This is a genomic window from Nocardia niwae NBRC 108934 = DSM 45340, assembly GCF_001613465.1.
In the GTDB taxonomy this organism is placed as follows: Bacteria; Actinomycetota; Actinomycetes; order Mycobacteriales; family Mycobacteriaceae; genus Nocardia; species Nocardia niwae.
Genome location: NZ_BDCK01000047.1, coordinates 1 through 22,788, shown reverse-complemented (window position 1 = coordinate 22,788; position 22,788 = coordinate 1). Strand labels below are relative to the sequence as shown.

Annotated in this window: 23 protein-coding genes; 15 read left to right on the top strand and 8 right to left on the bottom strand. The window is 67.7% G+C overall.

Features of this window, described 5'->3' with window-relative positions; genetic code table 11:
- Window positions 1-129: 129 nt before the first annotated feature.
- From NNI01S_RS29350 to ftsX, 6 genes are all read left to right on the top strand, one after another.
- The gene (locus tag NNI01S_RS29350; RefSeq protein ID WP_063024142.1) at window positions 130-990 is read left to right on the top strand and encodes a helix-turn-helix transcriptional regulator; all 861 of its coding nucleotides are present in this window, start codon (window positions 130-132) and stop codon (window positions 988-990) included.
- 384 nt (window positions 991-1,374) lie between these two features.
- Window positions 1,375-2,490, top strand: a complete 1,116-nt coding sequence (gene prfB, locus NNI01S_RS29345; protein ID WP_063024230.1) for a peptide chain release factor 2 — start codon at window positions 1,375-1,377, stop codon at window positions 2,488-2,490.
- Complete coding sequence (locus tag NNI01S_RS29340; protein WP_063024140.1) at window positions 2,491-3,351, top strand: mechanosensitive ion channel family protein; 861 nt, start codon at window positions 2,491-2,493, stop codon at window positions 3,349-3,351.
- A 16-nt stretch (window positions 3,352-3,367) separates the two neighbouring features.
- Entirely contained in the window at window positions 3,368-3,493 is a 126-nt protein-coding gene (locus NNI01S_RS36425; RefSeq protein WP_281180702.1) for a hypothetical protein, read from the top strand.
- Window positions 3,494-3,577: 84 nt separating this feature from the next.
- The gene (gene ftsE / locus NNI01S_RS29335) at window positions 3,578-4,267 is read left to right on the top strand and encodes a cell division ATP-binding protein FtsE (protein WP_063024137.1); all 690 of its coding nucleotides are present in this window, start codon (window positions 3,578-3,580) and stop codon (window positions 4,265-4,267) included.
- On the top strand, window positions 4,267-5,172 hold the full coding sequence (ftsX, locus tag NNI01S_RS29330; RefSeq protein WP_063024135.1) for a permease-like cell division protein FtsX: 906 nt from the start codon (window positions 4,267-4,269) through the stop codon (window positions 5,170-5,172). The genes ftsE and ftsX overlap by 1 nt, the downstream gene beginning before the upstream one ends.
- An 87-nt stretch (window positions 5,173-5,259) precedes the next feature.
- On the opposite strand, the gene NNI01S_RS29325 is transcribed toward ftsX, so the two are convergent.
- Entirely contained in the window at window positions 5,260-5,847 is a 588-nt protein-coding gene (locus NNI01S_RS29325) for a Uma2 family endonuclease (protein ID WP_169813035.1), read from the bottom strand.
- Between the two features lie 522 nt (window positions 5,848-6,369).
- Here NNI01S_RS29325 and NNI01S_RS29320 point away from each other — a divergent pair.
- Complete coding sequence (locus NNI01S_RS29320) at window positions 6,370-7,764, top strand: acyl-CoA dehydrogenase family protein (protein WP_435825109.1); 1,395 nt, start codon at window positions 6,370-6,372, stop codon at window positions 7,762-7,764.
- Window positions 7,765-7,797: 33 nt separating this feature from the next.
- Window positions 7,798-9,027, top strand: a complete 1,230-nt coding sequence (locus tag NNI01S_RS29315) for an acyl-CoA dehydrogenase family protein (protein WP_063024129.1) — start codon at window positions 7,798-7,800, stop codon at window positions 9,025-9,027.
- Between the two features lie 174 nt (window positions 9,028-9,201).
- On the opposite strand, the gene NNI01S_RS29310 is transcribed toward NNI01S_RS29315, so the two are convergent.
- Window positions 9,202-10,113, bottom strand: coding sequence for a phosphatidylinositol mannoside acyltransferase (locus NNI01S_RS29310; protein WP_063024126.1), 912 nt, complete (start codon window positions 10,111-10,113; stop codon window positions 9,202-9,204).
- The gene (locus tag NNI01S_RS34925; RefSeq protein ID WP_157115075.1) at window positions 10,113-10,277 is read right to left on the bottom strand and encodes a hypothetical protein; all 165 of its coding nucleotides are present in this window, start codon (window positions 10,275-10,277) and stop codon (window positions 10,113-10,115) included. The genes NNI01S_RS29310 and NNI01S_RS34925 overlap by 1 nt, the downstream gene beginning before the upstream one ends.
- 465 nt (window positions 10,278-10,742) lie before the next feature.
- Here NNI01S_RS34925 and NNI01S_RS29305 point away from each other — a divergent pair, with 465 nt between their 5' ends.
- Window positions 10,743-11,375, top strand: a complete 633-nt coding sequence (locus NNI01S_RS29305) for a hypothetical protein (protein WP_063024124.1) — start codon at window positions 10,743-10,745, stop codon at window positions 11,373-11,375.
- Between the two features lie 82 nt (window positions 11,376-11,457).
- A complete protein-coding gene (locus NNI01S_RS29300; RefSeq protein WP_063024122.1) occupies window positions 11,458-11,958 on the top strand; it encodes an ArsR/SmtB family transcription factor in 501 nt (166 codons plus the stop codon).
- Here the strand turns inward: NNI01S_RS29300 and NNI01S_RS29295 are convergent.
- Window positions 11,926-12,528, bottom strand: a complete 603-nt coding sequence (locus NNI01S_RS29295; RefSeq protein WP_063024120.1) for a carboxymuconolactone decarboxylase family protein — start codon at window positions 12,526-12,528, stop codon at window positions 11,926-11,928. The two genes, NNI01S_RS29300 and NNI01S_RS29295, sit on opposite strands and share 33 nt — an antisense overlap.
- A 252-nt stretch (window positions 12,529-12,780) precedes the next feature.
- On the opposite strand from NNI01S_RS29295, the gene NNI01S_RS29290 reads away from it, so the two are divergent.
- The 5 genes from NNI01S_RS29290 (at window position 12,781) to NNI01S_RS29270 (ending at window position 19,576) form a co-directional block, all read left to right on the top strand.
- Entirely contained in the window at window positions 12,781-14,406 is a 1,626-nt protein-coding gene (locus tag NNI01S_RS29290) for an acyl-CoA synthetase (RefSeq protein WP_063024118.1), read from the top strand.
- A gap of 178 nt (window positions 14,407-14,584) precedes the next feature.
- Window positions 14,585-16,243: an acyl-CoA synthetase gene (locus NNI01S_RS29285; protein ID WP_063024116.1), complete on the top strand. Its 1,659-nt coding sequence runs from the start codon at window positions 14,585-14,587 to the stop codon at window positions 16,241-16,243.
- Window positions 16,244-16,391: 148 nt separating this feature from the next.
- Entirely contained in the window at window positions 16,392-16,955 is a 564-nt protein-coding gene (locus tag NNI01S_RS29280) for a hypothetical protein (protein WP_169813034.1), read from the top strand.
- 311 nt (window positions 16,956-17,266) lie between these two features.
- Window positions 17,267-18,730 (top strand): PepSY-associated TM helix domain-containing protein, encoded by a 1,464-nt coding sequence (locus NNI01S_RS29275; protein WP_245676412.1) that lies wholly within the window; start codon window positions 17,267-17,269, stop codon window positions 18,728-18,730.
- Window positions 18,731-18,826: 96 nt separating this feature from the next.
- Window positions 18,827-19,576, top strand: a complete 750-nt coding sequence (locus NNI01S_RS29270; RefSeq protein WP_063024102.1) for a DUF8020 domain-containing protein — start codon at window positions 18,827-18,829, stop codon at window positions 19,574-19,576.
- A gap of 220 nt (window positions 19,577-19,796) precedes the next feature.
- Here NNI01S_RS29270 and NNI01S_RS34920 read toward each other — a convergent pair whose 3' ends face one another.
- The 4 genes from NNI01S_RS34920 to NNI01S_RS29250 all read right to left on the bottom strand — a co-directional run.
- Entirely contained in the window at window positions 19,797-20,843 is a 1,047-nt protein-coding gene (locus tag NNI01S_RS34920; RefSeq protein WP_157115074.1) for a flotillin family protein, read from the bottom strand.
- Between the two features lie 41 nt (window positions 20,844-20,884).
- Window positions 20,885-21,451: a hypothetical protein gene (locus NNI01S_RS34915; protein ID WP_157115073.1), complete on the bottom strand. Its 567-nt coding sequence runs from the start codon at window positions 21,449-21,451 to the stop codon at window positions 20,885-20,887.
- Between the two features lie 466 nt (window positions 21,452-21,917).
- Complete coding sequence (locus tag NNI01S_RS29255) at window positions 21,918-22,232, bottom strand: hypothetical protein (RefSeq protein ID WP_063024096.1); 315 nt, start codon at window positions 22,230-22,232, stop codon at window positions 21,918-21,920.
- 72 nt (window positions 22,233-22,304) lie between these two features.
- On the bottom strand, window positions 22,305-22,788 hold a 484-nt coding region (locus NNI01S_RS29250), incomplete at its 5' end, for a DNA-directed RNA polymerase subunit beta (protein WP_369689708.1).

Sequence of the window (22,788 nt, the reverse complement as noted above, 5' to 3'; positions counted from 1 at the left end):
CTCGGATGACAACGACCCGGCCGGGCCGCCCACTCAATCTGCTGCCCCACGAACAGACGAGGGAGACCGCCGTAAGAGTGGTAGTGGCAGGGACACCCTGAGAGCGTTTCGTCTTGTTAGGTTCGGAAGGTGAGCGACAACGAGCTAGGACTCTTCCTGCGCACCCGCCGCGAAGCGGTGACTCCCGCCCAGGTGGGCTTGCCCACCGGTGCGCGGCGACGCACCCCCGGACTGCGCCGGGCCGAGCTGGCCACCTTGGCCGGAGTGAGTGTCGAGTACGTCACGCGCTTAGAGCAGGGGCGCGACCGGCGTCCCTCGCCCCCGGTGCTGTCCGCGCTCGCGGACGCCATGCGGTTGAGTCCCGCCGAGCGCGTCCACCTGCACCGGTTGAGCAAGTCGGTGGACAGTGGATTCACCTGTATGGGCGACGCGCAGCCGCTGCGCGAGGTGCGGCCGACGGTGCGTGCGATCCTGGACCGGCTCGAGCCCGCACCCGCCGTGGTGGTCAACCGCCTCACCGAAGTGCTCGCCTACACCGACGGTTACCACCGGCTGATGGCGCCCACCGGGCTCTTCGACGGCCCCCTCACCCCGCCCAATCTGGCGCGTTTCGTCTTCTGCCTGCCCGGAGCAAGGGAGTTCTACGCGGATTGGGAGCACGTCGCCGACGAGACGGTCGCTACGTTGAAGCAGGGGCCGTTCCGCGCCGACGCGCACATCGCCGCCCTGGCCGACGAGCTCACCGTCACCGTGGGCCCGGCCTTCGCCGACCGGGTGGACACCGTGCCGAGCTTCGCCGCCGCCACCGGCATCACCCGTCTCGCCCATCCGGAGGCCGGAGCATTGCGCCTTGCCTACGAGTCCCTCGAGCTCTCCGCCGACGACGACCAGCGGGTGCTCGTCTACCTTCCGGCCGACGACGCCACCGCCGCGGCCCTCGACGCGCTCACCGGTCGCCGCCCCGGCGGTTTGCGCGCCGTCTCCGGCTGAGCGGCACGGATCCGCAGGGAATGCCCGCCCGCCACGGTCGGCGGAGTGGAGTTCGACACACCTCGCGCCCCGCCCGGACCACCGTGCGTCCGGCGGGACGACCGCTGGACGCGACCGGCGTGCTCGAGCGGATCAGCGGTCACCGCCGTCGTGAATTCCAAACACCAACTGCGCCAGGCACGGTCGCCGTTTAGGGTAGGAAGCCATGAGGCGTCCGTCACAGCACACTCGTCCGGCGTCGGTCGGAAAGCGAGCGCGTGACCTCCCGGCGACCCGTCGGCTCGGCCCGCGCACGGGGCGGATCACCCGCACCGACGCCGCCCCCGGTCATCCCGCGCGCACTCGTGTGCTGTCGTCACAGAAGGGCAGCTAGGCTTGACGATCGTGCATCCTGACGTTTCCGCTGATCTCGCCGAACTCGACGCCACCCTGAAGACGGTCGAATCGGTCCTCGACATCGACGAGCTGCGCCGTCGTATCGACGAGCTCGAACATCAGGCCGCCGACCCCGACCTGTGGAACGACCAGGACCACGCCCAACGGGTCACCAGTGAGCTGTCGCACGCCCAAGGCGAACTGCGCCGGGTGGAGGAGCTGCGCCAGCGGCTCGACGACCTGCCGGTGCTCTACGAGCTGGCCGAGGAGGAAGAGGGCGAGGCCAAGACCAACGCCCTCGCCGAGGCCGATGCCGAGCGCGCCGCGCTGCACAGTGACGTGGAGGCGATGGAGGTCCGCACGCTGCTGTCGGGCGAGTACGACAAGCGCGACGCGCTGGTGAACATCCGCTCCGGCGCCGGTGGCGTGGACGCCGCCGACTGGGCCGAGATGCTGATGCGCATGTACATCCGCTGGGCCGACCGGCACAAGTACGGCGTCGAGGTCTACGACACCTCCTACGCCGAGGAGGCGGGCATCAAGAGCGCCACCTTCGCGGTGAAGACGCCCTACGCCTACGGCACGCTGTCGGTCGAGATGGGCACCCACCGGCTGGTGCGAATCAGCCCGTTCGACAACCAGGGCCGCCGCCAGACCTCCTTCGCCGAAGTCGAGGTGCTACCCGTGGTCGAGACCACCGACCACATCGAGGTGCCCGAGACGGAGATCCGGGTCGACGTGTACCGCTCCTCGGGCCCGGGTGGCCAGAGCGTCAACACGACCGACTCCGCGGTCCGCATCACCCACTTGCCCACCGGCATCGTGGTCACCTGCCAGAACGAGAAATCCCAGCTGCAGAACAAGATCTCGGCCATGCGCGTGCTGCAGGCCAAGCTCTTGGAGCGCAAGCGGCAGGAGGAGCGCGCCGAGATGGACGCGCTGAAGACCAACGAGGGTGCGTCCTGGGGCAACCAGATGCGCTCCTACGTGCTGCACCCCTACCAGATGGTCAAGGACCTGCGGACGAACTACGAGGTCAACAACCCGTCGGCGGTGCTCGACGGTGACATCGACGGGTTCATCGAGTCGGGTATCCGCTGGCGAATGCGAGAGCAGGCGAGCTAGATGAATGTCGCGGGAATCCAGGCGATCGCTTCCACCGGTTTCACCACGTGGCTACGCGGTTCGGGCCTGGAGATCGTGCTGCTCATCCTCGGCGCCATCCTGTTCAGCCGGCTCGCCACCTACCTGCGCGATCGGGTCACCCGCCGGATCGACGCGGGGTTCCGCAGCAGCGACGCGCTGGTGCGCACCGAGGCGGCCAAGCATCGGCACGCGCTGGCCCAGGTGATCACGTGGGTGGTGCTGACCATCGTCTACGTGCTGATCACCATGGAGGTGCTGCGGCGGCTCGGCTTCGCCGTCACCGGGTTGGTCGCTCCCGCCGCGGTGCTCGGCGCCGCGCTCGGTTTCGGCGCGCAGCGCATCGTGCAGGACATCCTCGCGGGGTTCTTCCTGATCACGGAGCGGCAGTACGGGTTCGGCGATGTGGTCCGGATCGCGGTGACTGGAGCCGCGGAGCAGGCGGAAGGTACGGTCGAGGACGTCACGCTGCGGATCACCACGTTGCGCAACGCGGACGGTGAGGTGATCACGGTGCCCAACGGCCAGATCGTGAAGGTGACGAATCTGTCCAAGGACTGGGCGCGCGCCGCGATCGACGTGCCGGTGTCCGCCAGCGCTGACATCACCAGGGTCAACGAGATCCTGCACGAGGTCGGTACAAAGGCGTACGAGGACGCTCGCCTGCAGCCGTTGCTGCTGGACGAGCCCACCGTCATGGGTGTGGAAGACCTCACCGTCGACCAGATGAACATCCGAATGGTTGCCCGAACGTTGCCGGGCAAACAGTTCGAAGTCGGACGCGAGCTGCGGGTACGAGTCGCCGCGGCGCTGCGCCGGGAGGGAATCAGTGAGACCACGTAGATCCACGGCGATCCTGATGGCAACTTGGGTCGCCACGTTCGTGCTGTATGTCTTCGTCAAACCCGATGAAACGACCACCGCTCCGGCCACCCTGGTCAACGCGGTTCCGGCAGCGGTGATTACGGAACCGCGAGGGCGCTGAGCCGAGCGCGACGGGCCGCCGCCGCGCTGTCACCCACGGTTGACGACGCAGGCCGCGACCAGTTGCTGGTTACACTGGCTCCCCGTGATCACCATGCGGAACGTGACCAAGTCGTACAAGACCTCGACGCGACCCGCGCTGGACAACATCACCGTCGATGTGGGCAAGGGCGAGTTCGTCTTCATCATCGGACCGTCCGGCTCGGGCAAGTCGACCTTCATGCGCTTGCTGCTGAAGGAGGAGACGCCCACCGCGGGCGAGATCAGAGTGTCCGATTTCCGGGTCGACCGGTTGCCCGGCCGCAAGGTGCCCAAGCTGCGCCAGCGGATCGGGTGCGTCTTCCAGGACTTCCGGCTGCTGCAGCAGAAGACCGTGTACCAGAACGTCGCGTTCGCGCTGGAAGTCATCGGCAAGCGGCGCCAGGTCATCGACCGCACCGTCCCCGAGGTGCTCGACATGGTCGGCCTCGGCGGCAAGGCCGACCGGCTGCCGACCGAGCTCTCCGGTGGTGAGCAGCAGCGGGTCGCGATCGCGCGGGCCTTCGTGAACCGGCCGCTGGTGCTGCTGGCCGACGAACCGACCGGCAACCTCGATCCCGACACCAGCGGCGACATCATGATGCTGCTGGAGCGGATCAACCGCATCGGCACCACGGTGGTGATGGCCACCCACGACAACCACATCGTCGACGCGATGCGCAGGCGGGTGGTGGAGCTCGACCACGGGCGCCTGGTGCGGGACGAGGCGACGGGCGTGTACGGGGTGGGCCGGTAATGCGCGCGAGCTTCCTGTTCGGCGAGGTCGCCGCCGGCCTGCGTCGCAATGTCACGATGACCATAGCGATGATCCTGACCACCGCGGTCTCGCTCACCATGCTCGGCGGCGGTCTGTTGGCGGTGCGGATCGCGGACAAGACCGAGCAGTACTTCCTGGATCGGCTGGAGGTGCGGCTGTACCTCACCGAGGACGTGTCGGCCAACGACCCGGACTGCTCGCAGGACCCGTGCCGGACGCTCATGGCGGACCTGAAGTCGACCGGCGGCGTGGAGTCGGTCCAGTTCCTCAACCGGGAGGAAGCGGTCCGCGAGGCCAAGGAGAAGACCTTCAAGGACCAGCCCGAGCTGGCCAAGTACGTCAGCGAGACCCCGCTGCCCGCGTCGCTGCGAGTGAAGATGGAGGACGCGGAGCTCTATCCCACCATCTACGAGAAGTTCTACGACCGCCCCGGCGTCGGCATGGTGCGCAACGACAAGGACATCGTGGACCGGCTGGTCAGCCTGTTCGACGGGTTGCGCAACGCGGCGTTCGGCTTGGCCGTGCTGCAAGCGCTGGCCGCGGTGATGCTGATCGCGAACATGGTGCAGATCGCCGCGTTCACCCGGCGCACCGAGGTCGGCATCATGCGGTTGGTCGGCGCGACCCGCTGGTACACCCAGTTGCCGTTCCTGCTCGAGGCCGTGGCCGCCGCGCTGGCCGGCTCGGTGCTCGCGGTGCTCGGCCTGCTCATCGCTCGCCCGCTGGTGATCGACCGCGCCCTCGGCGACCTGTTCGCCAGCAAGGTCTTCCCGCGGATCACCGGCGACGACATCGCGATGACGGCGCTGGTCATCGGCCCGGTCGGCATCGTCTTCGCGGCGATCACGGCCTACGCGACACTGCGCTACTACGTGCGCGAGTGACCCGTCCGGGCCGGTGGTCGCCGAGCGCCACCGGCCCGTCCGGGATGCGACCGAGCCCGCGCACGGGGCGGCCCGTCTCGAAAGCTTCTACAGCACGAGATCGGTGAGCTGATCCCAGTCGAGCCGGATGCGGATCGGCAGGTCGACGGCGAACGCGGTTTGCGGCTTCAGGACACGAGCGAGGCGGTAGTGGCCGACGCTGTGGTCGAGGCCGTAGGTTTCGATGGCGGTCACCTCGGTGTCGGACACGCTGACCAGCCAGTACCACGGAATTCCGGCAGCCGCGTACTCGCCCATCTTCTCGAGCCGGTCTGTTTTGACATGGCTGGGCGAAATGATCTCGACGGCAATCTTCAGATGGCGTGCGGGCATCGGCCGTACGTCCGCCGGCACGCACTCGAACAGGGCGATGTCGGGACGCCGAATCGTCGCTCGAGGCGCTTCCCAAAGCACCACGTCGAAGTCGTGATTGGCGTCCAGACATGCCGATGGATCTTCGGCCATGTATTCACGAGCCGCCGATTCCAGCACTGCCAGTAGCCGGTGGACGGCTTTCTGATGTGCCCGGCTCGGAGATTCGCAACGGACCGCATCCCCGTTCACCACCTCGACCAAGCGGCAGAACTCTTCGGGAAGCTCGCGCCAGATGTCGACCGTGATCGGCTCCGGCTGCACATTGTCCGGCCGGGCCCAGTCGAAGATCGCTGACATGCGTCGGATTGTAATCACGGCAACACTGTCGGCCGCTTCCGCCGACTTCGCCTGTCGCCGCCATGCGTCTCGCGACTGCCGATCGCGCCGCCGCTACGGCCGAGACCGGTTTCGCAGATCCCTCCACCCAGCTCGCGCTCGCGGCCTTCATATGAGGGCTCGGCCTCCGGCAACCGGTAACGAATCGGCATCGATCGCCACTACGGCCTTGGGGCGGGGCGAACCGGCGGCGGCCGGTCCGGCTATTCGGGCCGGAAACCCCTAGCGCCTTCCGAAAGCGCAGCTCATCGCGCTGCGCGGCATAACACGACGCGCGCAGGAGAGGACGACCGACCCCTCGGACGCAACTTTGGGCACTTGTCCAGCAAGGCGCGGATTACCCGCGTATGCTGCACCTCGACGCACTTCTTACTCAGCAGTAAGATAGCCTTACTCCGGAGTAAGATAGCTGGGGACAGACCGCACCAACCCATCCGAGAAAACCAGGTGATGATGAGCACTCGAGACAGCGCAACGAAGCGACGTCCAGATACGTCCGCGGTCGGCCTGAACCAACCCAAGCGGGATTGGATGGGCGCGGCGATGCGGGTCATGACGACCCTCACCGGGTCGGAACTCGCCGAGAAATACAACCTGCGCAAGCCGATCGAGCGCGTCACCTACGAGGGCACCAAGACCGGCTTCCGCACTCTCGGCGCGGCGACCCGAGCGTTCGCGAAGGTCGCGGGCGGCGGCGCGCCGAAACGTCTGGCGGCCAACGAGACGAAGAACAAGGACTTCTTCGACCTGACGCCGACCGACGAGCAGCAGATGATCGTCGAGACGGTGAAGGAATTCGCCGCCGAGATCCTGCGCCCGGCCGCCTACGAGGCCGACAACGCCGCCAAGGCGCCGCGCGACCTGCTCGAGCGCGCCGCCGAACTCGGCATCACCCTGATCAACGTCCCGGAGGAACTCGAGGGTGCGGCCTCCGAGCGCGGTGCGGTGACCAACTCGCTGGTCGCCGAGGCCTTGGCGCACGGCGACATGGGCCTCGCCCTGCCCATCCTGGCGCCCAGCGGCGTCGCGGTCGCCCTCTCGCAGTGGGGCAGCGACGCTCAGCAGAAGACCTACCTGCCTGCCTTCACCGGTGAGAACGTGCCGCAGGCCTCGGTCGTGATCAGCGAGCCGCGTGCCCTGTTCGACCCCTTCGCCCTGGAGACCAAGGCGGTGCGCTCGCCGAGCGGCTACCGGCTCTCCGGCGTGAAGAGCCTTGTGCCCGCCGCGGCCGATGCCGAGCTGTTCCTGATCGCCGCCGAACTCGACGGCCGTCCGGCGCTGTTCATCGTGGAGTCGGACGCGCCCGGCCTGGTCGTGGAGGCCGACCCGAGCATGGGTCTGCGCGCCGCGGGCCTCGGCCGGCTGATCCTGGACAACGTCGCGGTCGGCGCCGACGCCGTCCTGGGCGACGGCGACGCGGCGACCCGCGCCGAGGAGTACGCCGACGCCGTGCGCTTGGCTCGCCTGGGCTGGGCTTCGCTGGCGGCCGGCACCGGCCGGGCCGTACTGGACTACGTGATCCCCTACGTCAACGAGCGCGAAGCGTTCGGCGAGCCGATCTCGCACCGCCAGGCGGTGGCGTTCATGGTCGCCAACATCGCGATCGAACTCGACGGCCTGCGGCTGGTGACGCTGCGCGGCGCTTCTCGCGCGGAGCAGGGCCTGTCCTTCGGCCGGGAGGCCGCGCTGGCCCGCAAGCTGGCCACCGACAAGGGCATGCAGATCGGCCTCGACGGCGTGCAGCTGCTCGGCGGTCACGGCTTCACCAAGGAACACCCGGTCGAGCGCTGGTACCGCGACCTGCGGGCGATCGGCGTCGCCGAAGGTGTCGTGCTCATCTAACCGGCCCGTTCCGTTCTCCAGGAGACCTCACCCATGATCAACCTCGAACTCCCCAAGAAGCTGCGGGCCAGCGCGAACCAGGCGCACCAGGTCGCGCAGGAGATCTTCCGCCCGATCTCGCGCAAGTACGACCTCGCCGAGCACGACTACCCGGTCGAGCTGGACACCATGGCCGCCATGGTCGAGGGTCTGGCCGACTCCGGCACCCAGAAGATCGGCGGCGCCGCCGGTGGCCGCTCCGACGACAGCGACACCGACCGCCACGCCACCGAGCTGCTCGGCAACACCAACGGCGGCAACATGTCCGCACTGCTGAACGCCCTGGAGACGTCCTGGGGCGACGTCGGCCTCATGCTGTCGATCCCCTACCAGGGCCTGGGCAACGCGGCCATCGCCGCGGTGGCCACCGACGAGCAGCTGAAGCGCTTCGGCAAGGTGTGGGCCTCGATGGCGATCACCGAGCCGTCCTTCGGTTCCGACTCCGCCGCCGTGTCCACCACCGCCGTGCTCGACGGCGACGAGTGGGTGCTCAACGGCGAGAAGATCTTCGTCACCGCCGGTCAGCGCTCGACCCACATCGTGGTGTGGGCGACGGTGGACAAGAGCCTCGGCCGCGCGGCGATCAAGTCGTTCGTCGTGCCGCGCGACGCACCCGGCCTGTCGGTGGCGCGGCTCGAGCACAAGCTCGGCATCAAGGCCTCCGACACCGCCGTGCTGCTGCTGCAGGACTGCCGGATCCCGAAGGACAACATCCTCGGCAGCCCGGAAGTCAACGTGGAGAAGGGTTTCGCCGGGGTCATGCAGACCTTCGACAACACCCGTCCGCTCGTCGCCGCGATGGCGATCGGCGTCGCCCGCGCCGCCCTGGAAGAGCTGCGCTCGATCCTCACCGCGGCGGGCGTGGAGATCTCCTACGACACCCCCGCCAACAACCAGCACGCCGCCGCCGCCGAATTCCTGCGCATGGAAGCGGATTACGAGTCCGCCTACCTGCTCGCCCTGCGCGCCGCGTGGATGGCCGACAACAAGAAGCCCAACTCGCTCGAGGCGTCCATGTCCAAGGCGAAGGCGGGCCGCACCGGCACCGACGTCACCCTGAAGGCCGTCGAACTGGCCGGCGCCATCGGCTACTCGCAGCGCACCTTGCTGGAGAAGTGGGGCCGCGACTCGAAGATCCTGGACATCTTCGAAGGCACCCAGCAGATCCAGCAGCTCATCGTCGCCCGGCGGGTGCTCGGTAAGACCAGCGCCGAGTTGAAGTGACGCCGAGCTAGTCGGCAGCGACGAAATCCGGTGCGAGCTTCTCGGACTCGCACCGGATTTTCGTTTTCCCCTACCGGCGAGGGGAAGAAATGACGTGTCCAGGAACACATCTCACGACAGCCGGGCTCAGGACAATACTTCCTCCGCGCTGTTCGTCAGCGCACTCCGAACGATTCAGTCCGGCTGGATCGAGCGACGGCGGGCGAGCTGGGCAGCGGTGAGGTCGGCCGTCCAGAGCGGCTGCAGCATGTGCCAATCGGCGGGATGGGCGGCGATACCCGCGGCGAATCGGTCGGCCAGCGCCTGGGTGGTCTCGCGTACTCCACTGCTGGTGTCGATAGGGGGATGCACGTGGAATCCCCAGCCGTCGGGCGTATACCAGCAGTGCACGGGAAGCAGGGGCGCGCCGGTGTCGATCGCCAGCCGAGCCGGACCGGCGGGCAGCCGAGCCGGCTCGCCGAAGAAGGTGACCGGTACGCCCGTGCCGGACAAGTCGCGTTCGCCGAGCAGCCCGACGATCCGCCCCTCCCGGATCCGCGCGAGGAGCTGGGAGAACGGCGGCGTCGCGGTACCGGTGAGCGGGATGATCTCGAATCCCAGCCGTTCACGGAAGCGCACGAAGCGCCGGAACAGCGATTCCGGCGCGAGCCGTTCCGCGACCACGGTCGGGGAGCCCACGCGCTGCACCAGCCATACTCCCGCCAGGTCCCAATTACCGCTGTGCGGCAGCGCGAGCACCGCACCGGTGCCGCGTTCGGCCGCCCGGTGGATGTGTTCGAGTCCGGTCGCCGAGGATTCGATGGTGTCGGCCAGCCGCACCGGATCCATCGACGGCAGCCGGAAGGCTTCGCGCCAGTAGCGGGCATAGGAGCGCAAGCTCGCTCGGATCAGCGTCTGCGGCACCTCGTCCGGTGCGATGCGCAGTACCCGGGAGAGATTGCGGCGCAACTGTTTCGGGCCACCATTCCGGGCCGCTCGTTCGGCTCCCGCGTCGAAGAGGCGGACCGCCAGAGGTTCCGGCAGGGCGCGTACCAGCCGCCAGCCGGCGGCGTAACCCAGGTCCCATGCCCTGCCGGAGGGAGGCACTAATCGCCGCCGGATTCGACCGGCCCCGCTTCGTCGGTCGCCGCGGACGTCGTCGCGACGACGTCGCTGAATACGGGCACGCGAACCACTCCGACCGCGGGCGCGCCGACCTCGGAGGGCTCGTTGGGGTGGCTGAACAACGGGGACCGGTCACTTCGATGCATTTCTGGATTCTCCGCTCACTCGCGATCGATGACGCCCGAATGGGTGGCGTCCCGTACAGATACGGGCATCGCCGCCGCGGATTCGGCGGTCGCCTCGAATTCAGCCTACCCTCGACCAGACCATACGGAACGGTTTATCGAGAATGTGCCGTCCAGGGCGCCCGGTCGGCAAGCGGACGCTTGCGCCATGACGGCGACGGTGGACATCCGAACACGGCAGGCGGCCCGCTCCGCCTGATCCCACCCGGGGTGGAAATCACTGCGGCTCCGGAGATCCGTACGCTGGGCCCTCGGACGAGCACGCCGCTGCATCGATGAGACAACGACCCGATCACGCCATTCACCGCTTACCCCTGGACAGGCCCGCGCGGGACCGGGCAGCCTATCGCCCTGAGTCGCTGGATCGACGAATCAGCGGACGTATTTCACTCGAGCTGTACCAGAGAACTTCGAGGAGAACTGGTTATGCAACGACTGAGTCTTACGCGTCGCCTCGCTACCGCCTTCGCCGCCTCCGCGGTGTTCGTAGCGCCTTTCGCCGGGCACGCCGCCGCGCAACCGGCCACCGTGGACTGGACTGCCGCCGCGCAGCAACTGCGTACCGCCGCGGCGGGGAATCCGGCAGCCGAGCAGGCGGTGGATCGACTGATCGCCTCCGGACAGCTCGCGAAGGCCGAGCAGGTCGCCTTGCCCGCGCAGCCGTTCCAGGTTCCGGCGCAGTCGGATATCGGACGCGGTGAGGGCCCGGGCGTATACGGATCCGGTATCGCCCTGGGCGTAGACGGATTCCGCCTCGGCTTCTTCGGCGGACCGGGCACCATCTCGCCGAACCAGGGCGGCGCGAAACTCGAGGTGCTGTGGATCAACCTAGCCAACGGGCGCAGCGGCACCGAACTGCTCTATGAGCACAACGACGTTCCGGTGGACACCACCATTCGCACGCGCGCCCTGGACACCGGCGCGGGCCCGGTTGTCGCCGCCGTGTACGGATCGCTGTGGCACCGCTGGTCGGTGCCGGTGAGCGACGAGCACCCGGACGGGTACGCCTACCGGCTGGGCACCATCTCGGTGCCGTCGTTCGGCGCGGTCTACAACTGAGCTCACGGTCCGGCTCCCGCCGCCACGGGAGCCGGAGCCTTCGGTTTGTCGGAAATTGTGTAGTTCCGTAGCTTTTGGATTCGTGAGTCTGGAAGACCGAGTCGCCGAGTTGGAGCGGCGGCTCAGCGCGCTCGAAGCGAACCTACGGCCCGAGAGCCTCCCGCCGGGCGCCGAGGGCTGGGCGGTGGCGCGCCTGCAGGAGGATTTCGCCGCGGCCGACGAACCCAACGGCGGCGTCGTCTTCGCCGGGTCGGTCCGCTTGCCCAACGACCAGCAACGCGAGTGGCAGGCCAGGTTCACCACCGGCGACCTGATCGAGGACGACTGGGCCGAGACCGCGGAATGCCTTGCGGCGCTGGGCAGTCCGGTCCGGCTGCGGCTGCTGCGGGAGATCATGGGCGGACGCAGGACCGCGGCGGAACTGGCCGGGGTTGACGGCGTCGGGACATCCGGCCAGATCTATCACCACCTGCGTCAATTGGCCGCGGTCGGCTGGCTGCACACCGCGGGCCGCGGCCGGTTCGAGGTTCCCGCGGCCAGGGTGGTTCCCCTACTGGTCGCCCTCGCCAGCGCCCGGCGCTGATTCGGGCGGCACACCGGCGGCCACGTATCCGGCGGTGGCGAGCATTCCGCCGATCTGCTCATACGTCGCCCGCTCCCGAGGCGCGACCGTTGCCAGGCCGTCCACATAGCGGTTGAACATGCAGAACGCCGCGGCGACGAGGACGGCGTCGTGAATGTCCTCGTCCTCGGCGCCCGCGGCCCGTGCGTTCTCGACGTCCTCGGTGGTCACCTCGAGCCCCGACCGGCGCACCTTGTCCGCGATGCGCAGCAGCGCACGCAGTTTCGGCTCGATCGCGGCGGACTCCACGTCCTCGATGACGGCGTCGATCAGGTCGCGGCCGCCGTCCACCAGCACCGCCGCGGTCGCCGCGTGCGACTGCGTGCAGAAATACGTTTCGTTGCGCGAGGACACGTACGCGGCGATCGTCTCGCGCTCCCCCGGCGTCAGTGGCGAAGTCCCGCGCAACAGTGTCTGCGCGAATTCGCTGAGCGCGGCGCCGGTTTCGGGCTTGAAAGCGAACAGCCCCCGGATGCCGGGCAAATCGCCGGCGATGTCGATGAACGGTGCACGGTCCTTCGGATCGGACATTGGCCGCGTCTCCCTTCGAGCGGTCTCGAGACGCTGCGAGGGTAACCCTACCGACCGGTAGCCGAGTGCGGAAACATCGGAATCGGCCCGCGGGACCGCCCCCACGTGGGGCGAACGCAACCGAACCGAGACTGATTTGTCCGATTCAACTGTGACCTGTCACACTCCGCACTGCTACGGTGGCAAGTCAACACGCCGTACCGGTTCGCTAGGTCGAGGACCGACGCGAGGGTTTTGTGGAGGTAATTCGACATGAACTTGGCCCACACGCTGGAGGCCGTGAAGGCGCTAGGGGTGCTGCGCAGCCGGGGTGTCACCGATCCCAAGAAGCCGCTGGAGACACTGCGGACGATGAAGGAATCGCGCATCCTCGGCCCCCAGGCGACCTTGATCCGGCACTCCGCGCGGGTGGCGCCGGACGCTCCGGGCATCGTGGACGAGGCAGGCGCCCTGACCTACCGCGAGCTGGACGACCGGTCGACGGCCGTCGCGCGCGGATTGCAGGCGGCGGGCATCACCGAAGGCCAGGTGATCGGCTTGCTCGCGCGCGACCACCGCGGCCTGATCATCGCCATGGCCGCCGCGGGCAAGCTCGGCGTGCGGGTGGCGCTGATGAACACCGGTTTCGCCAAGCCGCAGTTCGCCGAAGTGTGCCAGCGCGAAAAGGTCAAGGCGGTGCTGCACGACAGCGAGTTCCTCGGCCTGCTCGACGCGCTGCCCACCGACTTGCCGCGCTACCTCACCTGGGTCGACGAGGGCGCCGCGTTGCCCGCGGGCGCGCAGACCCTCGACGACCTGGTCGCCGCGAACTCCACCGAGCCGCTGCCCGCGCCGAGCAAGCCGGGCGGTTTCATCATCCTGACCAGCGGCACCACCGGCCTGCCCAAGGGCGCCCCGCGCACCAAGGTCACTCCGCTGTCCACGGCGCAAATGGTCGACCGGATCCCGTTCCCGCGGCGCGGCACCCAGGTGATCGTCTCGCCGATCTTCCACAGCACCGGCCTGGCCACCTGGCTGGTCGGCGCGGCTCTGTCCAACAAGGTGGTGGTGCGCCGCCGGTTCGACGCCGAGGCGACACTCGCGCTGGTGGCCGAGCACAAGGCCGACATGCTGGTGGCGGTGCCCACGATGCTGCACCGGATGGTCGAGCTCGATCCGGCGATCCGGGCGAAGTACGACACGTCCTCCCTGAAGGCGATCGTGCTGGCCGGTTCGGCGCTGTCGCCGGAGCTGACGATCAAAGCCACCGAGGCGTTCGGCCCGGTGCTCTACAACCTGTACGGCTCCACCGAATGCGCTGTCGCCACCGTGGCGAACCCGGAGGACCTCGCGCTCGCGCCCGGCACCGTCGGGCGCGCGCCGATCACCTGCGAAGTGCGGCTCTACGACGAGAACGACCAGCGCGTCAGCGCGATCAACACCACCGGGCGCATCTTCATCCGCAGCGGCGCGCCGTTCGAGGGCTACACCGACGGCAGGCACAAGCAGATCATCGACGGCTACATGTCCAGCGGCGACGTCGGCCACTTCGACGAGAACGGCTTGCTCATGGTGGACGGCCGCGACGACGACATGATCGTGTCCGGCGGCGAGAACGTCTTCCCGCAGGAGGTGGAGAACCTGCTGCTGGAGCGGCCCGACGTCTTCGACGTGGCGGTGGTCGGCGTGGACGACGCGGAATTCGGTAAGCGCCTGCGTGCCTTCATCGTTCCCGAGCCGGGCCACTCGCCCGACGGCGAGGAACTCAAGGCATACGTGAAGAACAACCTGGCGCGGTACAAGGTGCCGCGTGAGGTGGTCTTCCTCGACGACCTGCCGCGCAACGCGACCGGCAAACTGCTGCGCCGCGTGCTGGTGGAATACGAGGTCAAGGCCTGATCGACGGCGGGCCGGGCGCTCGCGCCCGGCCCGTTACCAGCGGGTATGAACCCGATGAGATACGTGACACAACCAGTTACACACGCTTGCTACTGTTAGCACCAGCACTGGGTATATCGAATTGCGGTCCGCACCACTCGGAGGATCACCGGGTGACACCGCCGGAAGGTTGTCGTCGATGTCTCTTTCCCTCCCCGCGTTGGGTGGTACCGCCCGCAAGGCGGGCGATCTGGCCCTTGGCGTGAACGTGATGGTCAAGCGGCGGCTGTTCAATCCGCTGCGTCCCGACCACGCGGCGCGGTCGGCGTTCAATATCTTGAAGTTCGGCCCGTTCGCGGGTGTCGTCATGCATGCGGCGCAGACCAGGCCCCAGGCCGTCGCGATCGTCGACGAACGCGGGGAGCTGACCTTCGGCCAGCTCAACGAGCAGTCCAACGCCTTGGCTCGCGGGTTGCAGAGCAAAGGCGTCCATCCCGGTGACGTGGTGGCGATCCTGGCCCGCGACCATCGCGGCATGGTGCTGAGTCTGCTGGCCACCGGCAAGCTCGGCGTGCGCGGGGTGCTGATGAACACCGGGTTCGCCAAGCCGCAGTTCGCCGACGTGGCCGAGCGGGAGAACGTCAAGGCGGTGCTGCACGACAGCGAGTTCATCGACCTGATGAGCGCCATTCCCGCCGCGATCCCGCGCATCCTCACCTGGGTGGACGAGAAGGACAACGCCGAGCCCGCGATCCCGACCGTCGACTCGCTGATCAGCGGACAGTCCGGCGCCGCGCTGCCCGCCCCGGGCAAGCCCGGCGGCATCGTCATCCTGACCAGCGGCACCACCGGCACCCCGAAGGGCGCCCCGCGCGACCGGGTCAGCCCCTTCGCCTCGGCCCAGTTCATCGACCGGGTGCCGCTGCCCAACAACGGCACCATGATCATGGCCGCGCCGATCTTCCACGGCACCGGTCTGTCGCAGTTCACCCTCGGTCTCGCCCTGGGCAATCGGGTGGTCTTCCAGCAGCGCCGGTTCAATCCGGAGCAGACGCTGGCGAACATCCAGAAGTACCGGGCGGATTCGCTGGTCGTGGTCCCGACCATGCTGCAGCGCATCCTCGACCTGGACGCGGACGTGCTGGGCAAGTACGACGTCAGCAGCATCAAGGTGATCTTCGCGGCGGGCTCGGCCATCGCCCCGGACGTGGTGACCCGCACGCTGGACCACTTCAACGACAGCCTCTACAACCTCTACGGCTCCACCGAGTGCGCCGTGATGACGGTGGCGACCCCCGAGGATCTGCGCAAGGCGCCGACCACCGCGGGCAAGGCGCCGGTCGGCATCCGGATCGTGCTGCTGGACGAGAACCGCAAGCCGATCACCGAGCCGAACGTCACGGGAACCATTTTCGTGGACAACGGTTTCGCCTTCACCGGCTACACCGACGGCCGCACCAAGGAAATGGTCGACGGCATGATGTCCAGCGGCGACGTGGGCCATTTCGACGCCGACGGGCTGCTCTACATCGACGGCCGCGACGACGACATGATCGTCTCCGGCGGCGAGAACGTCTTCCCGCTCGAGGTGGAGAACCTCATCGCCGGCCGCGACGACATCTTCGAAGCCGCGGTCGTCGGCGTGGACGACCGCGAGTTCGGCAAGCGGCTGCGCGCGTTCGTCGTGCCCGGTCCCGAGTGCAAGCGCGACCCGCAGGAGATCAAGGACTACGTCAAGGCGAACCTCGCGCGCTACAAGGTCCCGCGCGAGGTGGTGTTCCTGGACGAGCTGCCGCGCAACGCGACCGGCAAGCTGCTGCGCAAGCCGCTGATCGAGATGGAAGTCGACGCGGGCTGAGCGGTTCGCGCGCATGGTCTTCCCGGCGGTGTGCCCGCCGCTCCGCCGGGAGGCCGAAGTATTTCCAGTTGGAAGCTGCACGTGAGGCGGGTTTTCGGTGCGGTCCGATGCGGTCGGACGTGTGCAATCGGTCCGCTATCATCAGCGGGTGAGTTACGAGTTCGACCGGTCTGCCGCGGGACGTCGCGGCGCCGTCGCGCGGGTGCGCGGTGGCTCGGCCGGTGCGATCTCGGGGGCCATTTCCGTCGCGGCGCACGGCTGGGCTTCCGGCGGCATGCTGCCGGACACCACCGCGCTGGCGCTGCTGGCCGCGGCGTCCGCGGTGATCGGCGCCTTGGTGGCGGGCTTGGCCCCGCTGCGCGAGACGTCGTCCGGTTTGGTCGCGGCGCTGGTCGCCGGGCAGCTGCTCGGCCACTTCACCATGGGGATCAGCTCGGGGCACCTGCATCACGGTGACGCCCAGCTGACTCCGGCCATGCTCGTCGCGCACCTGTGCGCGGCGTTCGCGGCGGCCGTCGTGATCCGCGGCGCGGAAGCCGCGTACCGGATCGGAACCGCGGTGCTGCGCCGCGTGCTCCCGCTGCGGCACACCCCGCCCGTCGTCGCGGACCGTGCTCCTTTGCGGACGGTCCACCGCGACCGGGTCGTCCTTCGTGTGTTCGCCGCCGAGGCGCTGCGCACCCGGGCCCCGCCCCTCGCGGTCGTTCTCTGAATTCTTTCCACACCCGGTGCACGTGTGCCGTGGCGTGAGTGCTGCTCACCGTCATGGTCTTTCCGTGCGGCGCGGTGTCGCCGCGCACTCTCGTGCCCACGCCCGAGCGTGCCGACGCGACGCCGTCGTCCGGGTCGCGAATCATCCCTTTCCGCATCCGGCGGCGCGATCGTCTTCGTGACGGCCGCGTCCGCCGCCGGGACGGTCGTCGCTCTGCGCGGCTGCCTCCGCGAGGTATGTGCGGTCGCCCGTGCCCATCGGGAAGTGGTTTGCGCCCCATCCGGGTTTCCGCCGTCAGAAACGAAACGACCGTGAGTACAACAGAAACCATTTCCGACACCGAATTATCGGAGCCGTCGGATTCCCCCGGCCCACGCCGGACCACCCTGCGCAACAGCTTGTTCGCGCTGGCCATGCGACTGCACTTCTACGCGGGAGTGTTCGTCGGGCCGTTCATCCTCATCGCGGCCGTCACCGGCGCGCTCTACGCGATCTCGCCGACGTTGGAGTCGATCGCGTCGCGTGACCTGTTGACGGTCACGCAGAGCGGAACGCCGAAGCCGCTGTCCGAGCAGGTCGGCGCGGCCGTCGCCACCCGGCCGGGTCTGCCGCTCGTCGCAGTCGCTCCGGCCGCGGGCGACGAAGACACCACCCGGGTGCTGTTCAGCGATCCGGGACTGGGCGAGTCCGAGCGGCTGGCGGTGTTCGTGAACCCGTACACCGCGCAGCCGGTGGGCGATGCCGTCGTCTACGGCAGCTCGGGGGCGCTGCCGATGCGCACCTGGATCGACCGGTTGCACCGGGATCTGCACCTGGGCGAGCCCGGCCGGCTCTACAGCGAGCTCGCCGCGTCCTGGCTGTGGATCGTCGCGCTGGCCGGACTGGTGATCTGGCTGCGCCGGGTGCGCAGCCGCCGGGCCCGCAACGGCTGGGGCTGGCTGTGGGCGGCCGATCGGTCGCAGCGCGCCCGGGGCCGCACCATGAACTGGCACGGTGCGGTCGGCATGTGGGTGCTTCCGCTGGTGCTGCTGTTGTCGGCCACGGGGATGACCTGGTCGACCTACGCGGGTGAGAACATCACCGAATTGCGGGAGCAACTGAGCTGGACCACACCGGCGGTCGGCACCGCGCTGCCAGGAACGGTTGCGTCGGGCCATGATTCGGGGTCCGATCATCATGGCGGCGGTCACGCGGAGCACGCGCCCGCGGACCCGGCCGACCGGGTCGCCCAGCTGGATCGGGTGTATGCGACCGCTCGCGCCGAAGGCATCACGCAGGCAGCCGAGATCGCCGTCCCGGCCGCGCCGGGCAAAGCGTTCGCGGTGAAAGAACGCCGGATGCCGGGCACCTACACCGTCGACTCCGTCGCCGTCGACGGCTCGACGGGTGCGGTCACCGACCGGCTCGCCTACGCCGACTGGCCGCTGATGGCCAAGCTCACCAACTGGGGCATTCAGTTCCACATGGGCCTGATGTTCGGGTTGCTCAATCAGTTGTTGCTGCTCGCGGCGATGATCGGCCTGATCACCGTGGTCGTGCGTGGCTATCTGATGTGGTGGCGCAGGCGGCCGACCCGGGACGCGGGCCGGTTCGTTCTCGGCCGGGCTCCGCGGCGCGGCGCGTTGCGCAAGACCTCGCTGTGGCTGGTCGTGCCGCTGGCGGCCGTCGCGCTGGTGGTGGGTTGGTTCGTCCCGCTGGTCGGGGTGAGTGTGCTGGCCTTCCTGGTGATCGACGTGCTGCTCGGGCTCGCCGGACGGTTCCGCGCCACCGCCTGACCACACATCCACGGGCGAAGGCCCGTTACTTCACGACCTACCGAACGTCATTGGTATGGCCGTCGCTTCGCCATGCCTCGAAAACAAGGATTTCCCATGCAGATCACGAAACTAGCTCTGGCCGCCGCGTTCACCACCGCTGCCGTGAGCATCGCCGCGGGCACGAGTTCCGCCGCTCCCGACGGCGCTCCGGCGGACACCACGTCCGTCGAAGCCACGTCCACGGAGGCCGCCGAGGGGGTCGGTTTCACCGCCCACGCGACCGAGACCGCCAGCGTCATCACGATTGATTCCGGTTCGCTGGTCGTCGAGGACCAGGTGCTGAAGATCAAGGCCGCCGACGGCACCGTCGTCGCGGGCACCCCGCTGACGTTCCTGCTCGACGAGTTCGAATTCCCCATCGCCGCGGAGATCTCCGATCGCACCGCGACGCTGACCCCGCAGTTCGACCTGGCGCACGCGACCTACAAGCCGGTCGCCCTGCCGTTCGAGGACAAGGCGCCGTGGAAGACGGAGTACGACCGTGAACAGGCCGCCTGGTCGCGGATGACCAGCACCCTGTCCATGGGCGCCACCATCGGCACCCTGGTCGGCGGCATCGGCGGCGCGGCGGTCGGCTGCGTGCTCGGCGGCATCGCCGGAGCCACCGTCGCCGCCGCCACCATCGTCGGCATGTTCGGCCCGTTCATCCCGGCCGCCGCCGTCGGCTGCCTCGGCGGCATCGTCGCCGTCGGCGCCCTCGGCACGGTCGCGGGCCAGATCCTGGTGACCGCCCCGGTCGCCATCGGCGCGGCGATCATGTACTTCTCCACGATCAACTCGCCCATGCCCACTCCGCAGAAGTGATTCCAGGCCCGGCTTCGGGAGCGGCTACCCGATGCCGGGCTTCCTCGGCGGTGTGAGCCGACTGGCGAGCCAGCTGTTGCGGCAGCAACCCGTTGTCGAGTGCATGCTCCACGCTGCCGATCCTGTTATCCGGGCTGCTCCCTGCCCGCGTCGGTCCGCCGCGCGACGCGAACCGCATCACTAATGAGGGGCCGACCGCACTGGGAACGAGCGCGGGCGGTCATCGGTCGCGGGCTACTCCCCGTGAGCGGCCTTGTCCTCGTCCAGTGCCGCCACGCTCAACGCTCGGCGCATGACCAGGCAGCTCTCGCACGGCCGCTTGCGGGTGGGTCGCCTGGCCCAACCACACGAGTCTTTCCACCTCGGACAGACGCCCCTTCTCGTCCAACTCTTTGAACGCGGCGTCCCGCGCCTGGTCCTGCACTTTGATCGCGGCCTCTCGCTCCTTCTCGGCCGCTGCGCGGGCCGCTTCTTCCCCGGTGTCGGCGGTTTCGCGTTCCTGATACTGGCTGGGCATCGGGAATTCCTGCGCCACTCGTTCGGCGGCCTCTCGTTCGATCCGCGCACGTTCGGTTTCCGGCGTCTGATGTGCTTGCCTGGCTCCCTCGGCCTCTGCTCGGACCTGCCATTCGCGTTCGATCTTCTGTGGCGCATCTGCCCGGCCACGCGCGACGGCTTCCCGGAATTTCTGCATCTTCCGGAACTTCTCGGCTCGGTCGCGTGCCTTCGCCAGCTCTGCGATCTTCTCCTGCCGCTTCGCCTTCTCCTGCTGTCGCTGCTGACGAGCCTTTTCGCCGACGCCAGGCAATTCGAGTTGTTGCCCCTGCTCCAACGCGCGCCCTCGCGCCCAAATCTCGCGGGCATCGGCTCGCGCTATGACTTGGTGTGTGAACTGATCCGGGAGGTCTCGAAGCAATCCGACGATGAGTTCCTGCGCTTCTTTCGATATCGACTCACCTTGGACGGATCGCAATACATGCTGGTGGTTCTTATTCTTATCAAGAAGCTCTCGCACCGCCCTGAGTTGCTTTTCGTCTTTTCCTCCCCGGATTCTGCCCGACTTTTCTTCGATGGTGTAGGTGACACCGCGATCTTCCTTGATCTTGTCGAATTGAATCCGATCTTGCCCGACTTCGTAAGTCCGAGAATGGATGACGTACCCATTCTCCCGGTCGCGGAAGAATCGATCGGCACCATTCTCGAAGATTCGTCCCCGTTCATTGTTATCGAATCCGTTGCGATCACTGTCATAGCCGTCACCAGGCAATACCCGCCCCCGAACTTACGAAGCAAATATCAATGTCTGGGTCACATGAAAGGAGGATGGCCCGAGAAGTTGGTGCTCAACTCGGAGAACAATGGGGTGCTGCCCTTACGCAGTCTCCAGAACGCAACGGACACCAGTTCGATTATGTCTATGAACTCATTTTCTACAACGAAGTTCACAAGCAGTTCTGCGGTGCAGGTCTTCCAGCCTTGAAATTTGAAAGCTATGCTCGGCTTGATGTCGTCGTATATGGAGAAATCTTCGCAGTCGTTGTAGCCGGGCGGCATATCGGCCAGGTCGAGCCATCGCGCATCGAGATACCGGATGAACCATTCTCCGATGAAGCACACCAGTTGATCGACGTCGTCTGCATTTTCGGGGAGCGTTACAGCCTTCACATCCGGAAACAGCTCCGCGACCTTATCGCTGATCTGGTCTGCTTCGTCCGATTCGAAGTCCCATGGTTCTTGCGGCAATGCAGGCAATCCGGCGCGATCGAGAAATTTCCGCACCTGTGCCGCATGCCGGTCAGGGGCAACCCATATACCCCACTTAGTCTGCTCGACGGGTACGCCGAGATCCATGATTATCTGCTCGTCATTCCCCACGTCTACCTCCTTCTCGTCATGATCGAAGCACTACAGTTTCGCGCCCCCGGACGACGGCCACAGGCGGCATGCCGCGATAGTGGGATGTCCTCCGGAATCATCATCGCTCTACATACAGCCGTTCACCGGGCAATCTCGGTGGTAGCCGCGCAGCCGCACGACCAGGTGCACATCCGGCTCGTTCGGTAGCGGGGATGTCATCACATACCCCGCTTCGTACTGGGAGTGTGCATAGGCGGACGTTCCACGAAAGGTAGTCACGCGGATAGCGATCGTTTTGTCGCTCAGTGTGTTTGAGGCGGATCGGGGGAAGGCTGGCGGCGCGTTCGGTTGGGCATACCGATGCGGAGTCCCGTTCGCGCAGCCTTCCCCCTTTTGGGTGCCCCGGCACGTGGGTGCTTTGCTTTGGTGCAAAGGGGGGACCAGGGGGCGCGTGGCGTGTCGGGGCGGTCTATTGAGGTCGTTGTCAGGCGCCGGTGATGTGCTGGCCGATGATCGCGGGTATCAGCAGGTCGAGAAGGGTGATGTCGTCAGCGGCGGGGATGTTCTCGATGATCGGATCGAGCACCGGCGCGGCGTACAAGCGGCCGGTGTGCGGCGCGGCGGCATTGCGGGCGCTGCTGATCAGTTCATAGATCACCATCGCCATCACGCGAACACGGGTGGTGTCGCTCATTCCGTCCCGCAACGCATCCGCGGTGGCGGCCACGAGGGTGCCGATCACATCGGTGAGGACGTCGAACTCGGCGTCGGCGCGCTCGGCGTCCTGATCCCCGGTCATCGACCAGCCTGCGGCGGCTGCACGGGCTGACACGCCGGGCCACACCCGCACGGCACCGTGGCCGTGATCGTGTCAGGCATACGCCCTCACCACCCGCCGGGTGTGCTGGGCGGCGCATCCCCGGATCGCCTCGACCACAACCCGCCCTGGCGGCCGATAGGAATCCCGGGGAGGCTGCACCCACGCCCGGAACAAGCCGGGGCGCTGTCCGGGACCGGGTAACGCGATCTCCCCGGCACGGAGGATGGAGACGTTCAGCCTCGACATCTCCGCGAACAATCGAATGTCCTCCGGCAGGTCCGGCCCGGTGAGGAAGGTCCAGCGCTGCGAACGCGGATACGTCAGTACCGGTCCGGACGGCTGACCGGTGCGGTCCATCCACGCCTTGACTTCCGAGCCGATGAACGCGGGCATCATCAACCCACAGACCCGCCCCGCGCGTAGCGTGATGCGGCCTAGATGCGGTGGATGGACTTCGGCGGGCAGGTCACACACGTGCCGGTAGAAGTGGCACAACGACAACGGTGTGTGCCCAACGTGTTTCGATGAATCCACT

Excerpts from the sequence above, each read along its gene's own strand:
- ftsX (WP_063024135.1), top strand. The coding sequence starts at position 4,267 with ATGCGCGCGAGCTTCCTGTTCGGCGAGGTCGCCGCCGGCCTGCGTCGC.
- NNI01S_RS29315 (WP_063024129.1), top strand. The coding sequence starts at position 7,798 with ATGATCAACCTCGAACTCCCCAAGAAGCTGCGGGCCAGCGCGAACCAG.
- NNI01S_RS34925 (WP_157115075.1), bottom strand. The coding sequence starts at position 10,277 with ATGCATCGAAGTGACCGGTCCCCGTTGTTCAGCCACCCCAACGAGCCC.
- NNI01S_RS29255 (WP_063024096.1), bottom strand. The coding sequence starts at position 22,232 with ATGACCGGGGATCAGGACGCCGAGCGCGCCGACGCCGAGTTCGACGTC.
- NNI01S_RS29295 (WP_063024120.1), bottom strand. The coding sequence starts at position 12,528 with ATGTCCGATCCGAAGGACCGTGCACCGTTCATCGACATCGCCGGCGAT.
- NNI01S_RS29270 (WP_063024102.1), top strand. The coding sequence starts at position 18,827 with ATGCAGATCACGAAACTAGCTCTGGCCGCCGCGTTCACCACCGCTGCC.
- NNI01S_RS29290 (WP_063024118.1), top strand. The coding sequence starts at position 12,781 with ATGAACTTGGCCCACACGCTGGAGGCCGTGAAGGCGCTAGGGGTGCTG.
- NNI01S_RS29285 (WP_063024116.1), top strand. The coding sequence starts at position 14,585 with ATGTCTCTTTCCCTCCCCGCGTTGGGTGGTACCGCCCGCAAGGCGGGC.
- NNI01S_RS29305 (WP_063024124.1), top strand. The coding sequence starts at position 10,743 with ATGCAACGACTGAGTCTTACGCGTCGCCTCGCTACCGCCTTCGCCGCC.
- NNI01S_RS29340 (WP_063024140.1), top strand. The coding sequence starts at position 2,491 with ATGAATGTCGCGGGAATCCAGGCGATCGCTTCCACCGGTTTCACCACG.
- NNI01S_RS36425 (WP_281180702.1), top strand. The coding sequence starts at position 3,368 with ATGGCAACTTGGGTCGCCACGTTCGTGCTGTATGTCTTCGTCAAACCC.